Genomic DNA, 2,074 nt, shown 5'->3' on the forward strand with positions numbered 1-2,074 from the left:
AAATAAAAACCCATTGTTTTTTATGATCAATACCGAAAAGTTTTTCTCTATTCATAAAATGTTTAACCTTAAAAATTAATTAGATTTTAGCACTTAATTGCTGTAGTCAGTTTCTGTTTCTAGTGCTGTGAAAATCCGTTTTACGATTTGTTTATCTGCTTTTTCGGGATTTCTTAGGATATTACCAATCCAATTTGCAAAGGTTGGATAGTCTGGAAAGTTACTCAAGTCTGAAATACTGCCTAATTTGCACAGAATCATACTGTATTTTGCGATCTGAGGCTCTGTAAGGGGGGTTATCGTGTCTAGGTCATTCGTGGCTGTTTTGGGCGTTTCTGTGGTAATTTCAGCTTGTTTGGGCTTCTTCTGCTTAAACTTGAATGAGAATCCTGTAATCACTCGCCCTTTTTTGTGCTGTTCATAGGTCGCTGTGATGTCTGTGTGCTCGTTAATTTCTTTAAGTGCAATATCTAATACCCTGCGTTTGAAAGCTTCTATCCTTGAATACTCATCAAGACCAATTCCAAGTTGTTCTCTAAAATTAGTTAGCTCCAAAATAGGTGTTTTTCCAATGCTCTTCCATTGAATCAATAACTCATACAATCTTGCTGAATATACACTTGTTAAGTTAGCTGTTTGACCAAGTAAGTATTGAGTAAAAAACTCTGTTGCACCATCAATACGACTTATTCCATCTACAACAGCCAATGTAAAAACAAGTTCTATAGCTCCCTCATCATCAAGATACCTGACTTGTTGTATCCATCTACTTTTGACTAATTTTCCTTCAGAATCAAAATAACTAAACCTACGATTAAACAAGGTATCTTCAGCGCTTTTCATGCGTTGATAAGCATTTTGCCGTGTTGTGTTAAAAACTTCGGCATAACGCATAGCATCAATGCGTAATGGTTGATTTGTGGAAAGCCCTGTTCCTGTTTCTCGTGCATCGACTATAGCTAATTGAACAATGTGCAATTCAGCAAGCGTAAGCATCTGAAATGCCTGATTCAAACGGTTTGTTTTTACGACTAAATCTTTGCTCATAGTTGGGTAACTAAATATTATTTAACAACAGATTAATATAAATTGTTTAAACAACAAAAATATGCTTGTTGCTTAAAGGTAACTAAACGTTGCTATATGGGTAACTAAACGTTGCTATATGGGTAACTAAACGTTGCTATATGGGTAACTAAACGTTGCTATATGTCCTCTGTATGCATTGCTAGGCTTATGTTTCAGCATGTCTAAAAGCATTTAAAAGCATTTAAAAACATTAAAAGCCCATTTTCATCACGAAAATTGCCCTTGGTTTTCGCTAAAGCTCAAACTTTTTTGACTTCACTTAGTTACGTCAGGGGCAATTTTTAGCAAATGACGGAGAAAAGGCAGAAAAAAGCAGATTTTAAAAAGCATAAAGCAAGGATACACAGAGGGTACTTTTTCACTACCGTGATAAATTCCCACTCCGTGATCTTGTTCAGGGGGCAAGCCCCCCGAAACCCCCAAAAGCAACTATGAACTCGCTTCGCTCGTGTTTTTTTAAAAGCAAAAACTCACGATAGTAAAAACCATCTAACAGCCAATATTTTTAAAAGCGGTTTTTCAGAGGGGGGAATAATCGAACTTTCATTGTGTCGCTCGTAGACACTCGCTAATTACTTTCTTTGAAAAACAAAAAAAAGCGTCACTATCAGTAGTGACGCTTTTTGAAATATAGTCATAGCAAGGCTTTCAAGCAAATCTTACCCGTGATTGCCACGTGACAGATTTTTTAAACCTGTTCATACCATGTTTTTAGACCTAATTTTTTTGATGGATTAATATCAAATGAATTAATAATTGATTCAACAATTGAACCTGTATCCCAAAACATTCCATATAACGCTAAATCTTGTTTTGCCAATTCCAAATTTTCTTCATTCGTATATTCAATAAATAATGATAATTTTTTATCATTATTTTCTAATAAAAAAATAAAAACCCATTGTTTTTTATGATCAATACCGAAAAGTTTTTCTCTATTCATAAAATGTTTAACCTTAAAAATTAATTAGATTTTAGCACTTAA

2 protein-coding genes are annotated in these 2,074 nt (G+C 34.2%); both read right to left on the bottom strand.

The genetic code is table 11. The features are described 5' to 3' along the window. Positions 1–93: 93 nt before the first annotated feature. Positions 94–1,047 (bottom strand): replication initiation protein RepM, encoded by a 954-nt coding sequence (gene repM, locus ACG9ZB_RS16620; protein ID WP_419326794.1) that lies wholly within the window; start codon positions 1,045–1,047, stop codon positions 94–96. A 730-nt stretch (positions 1,048–1,777) separates the two neighbouring features. Beyond that, entirely contained in the window at positions 1,778–2,032 is a 255-nt protein-coding gene (locus ACG9ZB_RS16625; RefSeq protein ID WP_100358295.1) for a hypothetical protein, read from the bottom strand. Positions 2,033–2,074 lie beyond the last annotated feature (42 nt).

It is taken from the genome of Acinetobacter johnsonii, from assembly GCF_048551975.1.
Taxonomy (GTDB): Bacteria; Pseudomonadota; Gammaproteobacteria; order Pseudomonadales; family Moraxellaceae; genus Acinetobacter; species Acinetobacter johnsonii_A.